Annotated in this window: 4 protein-coding genes; 2 read left to right on the top strand and 2 right to left on the bottom strand. The window is 32.7% G+C overall.

The window, feature by feature from the left end; translation table 11 throughout:
• Positions 1 to 323: 323 nt before the first annotated feature.
• Positions 324 to 1,172, top strand: a complete 849-nt coding sequence (yibB, locus tag C3420_RS16515) for a protein YibB (RefSeq protein WP_017401395.1) — start codon at positions 324 to 326, stop codon at positions 1,170 to 1,172.
• Positions 1,173 to 1,184: 12 nt separating this feature from the next.
• Positions 1,185 to 2,105: a hypothetical protein gene (locus tag C3420_RS16520; protein WP_004813047.1), complete on the top strand. Its 921-nt coding sequence runs from the start codon at positions 1,185 to 1,187 to the stop codon at positions 2,103 to 2,105.
• Between the two features lie 23 nt (positions 2,106 to 2,128).
• Here C3420_RS16520 and C3420_RS16525 read toward each other — a convergent pair whose 3' ends face one another.
• On the bottom strand, positions 2,129 to 2,347 hold the full coding sequence (locus C3420_RS16525) for a hypothetical protein (protein ID WP_004813045.1): 219 nt from the start codon (positions 2,345 to 2,347) through the stop codon (positions 2,129 to 2,131).
• Positions 2,348 to 2,465: 118 nt separating this feature from the next.
• Entirely contained in the window at positions 2,466 to 3,272 is an 807-nt protein-coding gene (locus tag C3420_RS16530) for a lysophospholipid acyltransferase family protein (protein WP_228152987.1), read from the bottom strand.
• Positions 3,273 to 3,364 lie beyond the last annotated feature (92 nt).

A 3,364-nucleotide genomic window follows, 5' to 3' on the forward strand; every position in this document is an offset into this window, starting at 1 on the left:
TTCTTGACTCAAGCATTAATGCAGTACGATCTTCAAAGTTAAGATGATGGTATGACAATTTTATATACTCCATAAACCCTTTAAATTAATTAGGTGGTTTATGTCGCACTTCAAGTTTTACTCTGCCAAGTTTTTATTTTTTTGGTCTACTAAGCATTGAATAAAATTTAATATATTTTTTTCTTCATTAAATAGAGGGGTGATTATAGCAATTTTTTCAATGTCCACTTAGATTGTACCCATGATTAATAAATTTTCACTATTTTACATAAGTGACTTAAACTATAATATATTTTTCTCTTCTTTTATTATCTATGAATATCATGATAGAGCCAAATATAACGATTGTGACAGCTTTTTTCGATATTGGTCGCGGAGATTGGACTAAAGATAAGGGGCATCCTGGCTATTTACATCGGCCTACGTCTCAATATTTTGATTACTTTAAAAACCTTGCTGAATTAGATAACCCATTCATTGTCTATACTTCATCTGATTTTGTGGAAAAAATTTTAGAAATTCGAGAAGGTAAACCGACGACTGTTATTTCTATTGACCTTAAAGAAAAATTTTCATCTGTTCTAGAAAGAATAGACGTGATACAGAATGATGAACATTTTCGTTCAAAGGTAGATGATAAGCAGCTACGGAATCCCGAATATTGGTCTCCTTATTATGTATTGGTCAATAATTTAAAGTCCTATTTTGTTTATGAATCTATCAAGGAAAACTTAATCACGACAGATTTAGTTGCTTGGTTGGATTTTGGATACTGTCGAGATAAAAAAACCTTAAGCAAGCTACGACAATGGAGCTATAGCTTCGATACTTCAAAAATACATTTGTTTACCATTGCGGAAGAATTCGAATTCAGTGAAGCTAATGTGCTTAACTCAATTTTAGGTAATGTACCTTATATCATTGGTGGCGGTATCGTTGGTAGTGTTGAAAAATGGCCAGATTTTTACAATCTAATCTTAAGTAGCCAAATGGAATTGCTTAATAATAATTTGGTGGATGATGATCAAGGAGTTTATCTCTTATCAAAATTAAGAAATCCAGATATGATCCAGTTAAACTATTTAGGCAAAAACAATTGGTTTGGAATATTTAAAAAATTTAGACAAACAAATGGCTTGCTTGATAAGATAAAATTATTCCTGAATTTTTAGTAGTCTGTTTTTATGGAAAAGTGTTCCGAATTTCGCCCTGTTATTATGGGAGCAGCAACAGGTTATTCACCCGACAAAGTTGAATTATTTCTTAACAGTATATCTCGGACAAATTATACAGGTGTCGTAACTTTATTTTTAAATGGATCTCAGGTTGCTGAATATAAAGATTTTTTCAAAAAAAGAACGAATTATAAGTTTAGTTTAGAGTTTGTGGACTCTAAGATAGGAACCTTCAGTAGCTCCAAGAGCATTAGTAAAAACTTCAAGAAATGTATTCGTTTTTTAAGTAAATTTATTGTCTCTTCAGAACCTAAACTTAAGAAAGATTTTATCTATTTTCTTGCACCGCCTCATGTTTCTCGTTTTTTTGATTACTATGATTATTTGCAGCGCAATAATTTTAGTCATGTAGTGCTTACAGATACACGAGATGTAATCGTTCAGGGTGATTTGAACGAGCTAAATCAGGATGGGCTCTTTTTAGGAATGGAAGATAAGAGTTTACTATTAGGTAAAGATTCTTTTCATATTAAGTGGATTAGTGATGTTTATGGTAAAAACTATCTGAAAGAAATTGCTGATAAACAGATTTCTTGTGCTGGGGTAACCTTCGGCGATTATCAGTCTATGAGCAAATATCTTGATGTAATGATCAATGAATTTATGAGCTTGCCTTACTATACGATGGTGAGATCGAATTACGATCAAGGTATTCATAACAAGTTATTGTATTCTGGTGCATTTTCTGTATTGCACTTATGTCAGCCCTTAGAGTCTAAAATTGCAACATTAGGTGTTATGAATGTTGATAAAATAAATTTAAATGAGGACGCTATCCTTTTAAATTTAGATGGAACAACCCCTCTATTTGTTCATCAATATGATAGACATGAAGAGTTAGAAAACATCTTCACAGCGAAATATTTATAATTATTGAGTGAAAGGGCGGATAATTACTCCTTATCCGCATTTCCTTTCAAAACCATATAAATCAAACCAACAAAAATCAAGAAAGCACCAATGATACTGCTGAGACAGAAGTAAACAATACGGTCATTAGTATCTAAAGAGAATAGATTGTTGGCAAGAATATAGCGCATAAACAACCATTGAACGACTGAAAACACAATCAGCATGATGCCACGGTTACGGACAGCAGGACGCATCGCCATGGGAGACAATCCACATCTTAAAAGAATAACAAGATTATGCCATTTTTAGGGCGGAATCTCAATTTAATCTATTTTTTCAGAATTAACAGTTAGCTAACAAGTGCTTATGAAATTTAATTTAAGCTTTATAAGGATTGTTATTACCAAAGCAGCTTCTAAAGCGTTTATATGACCAAATATACTGTGCCGGTGCTGTTGCGATCATCTGTTCCATATGTTGATTCAGGCAAAGTACGCTGGTTTGTAGATCCTTAGACATAATATTATTCGATATAGAACTGCAGTGAATATCAAAATAGCTGTGTCGATTGGTACGAATACAGCTTATGCCTACCACATTACATTGTGTTTTTTGAGCTAATTTGGGAACAATAGTTCCTGAAAGAACGTTTTGTTTAAAAAAATCTGCATAGATGCCGCCCGAAGGCTTAGGAATATGATCTGGCAAAATAACAGTAAGACCACCTTGTTTTAAATGTTTAAATATAGCTCTTATACCAGTTTCATCTGCAGGGACTAAAATTGCATTTGTTTTCTGGCGAGCCTGCAAAATATAGCGATTGATGTCTTTATTTCTATTCGGCTTATACATAATCATGGGTTGTGTTTGTGAGCAAAGCCACGCATTTAGTAATTCCCAGCTTCCCAAATGTGGAACTACGACAATTACACCTTTTTTCTTATTGATAGCATGGTTGAAATGTTCAATGCCATGAATTTGATTGATACGTGAAAGGTTATAATCAGTAGACATTCCCCAAAATTTAATACATTCCAAATAACTTAAACCTTGACTTCGAATACTTTTTCTAATGATATTTTTTTGCTGTTTATCATTTAGTTTAGGATAAGCTATTTGAATATTAATCTGCGTGATACGGTGAATAGATGGGCAGAGTAAAACTTGAAGTGCGACATAAACCACCTAATTAATTTAAAGGGTTTATGGAGTATATAAAATTGTCATACCATCATCTTAACTTTGAAGATCGTACTGCATTAATGCTTGAGTCAAGA

It is taken from the genome of Acinetobacter sp. ACNIH3, assembly GCF_002918965.1.
Taxonomy (GTDB): Bacteria; Pseudomonadota; Gammaproteobacteria; order Pseudomonadales; family Moraxellaceae; genus Acinetobacter; species Acinetobacter schindleri.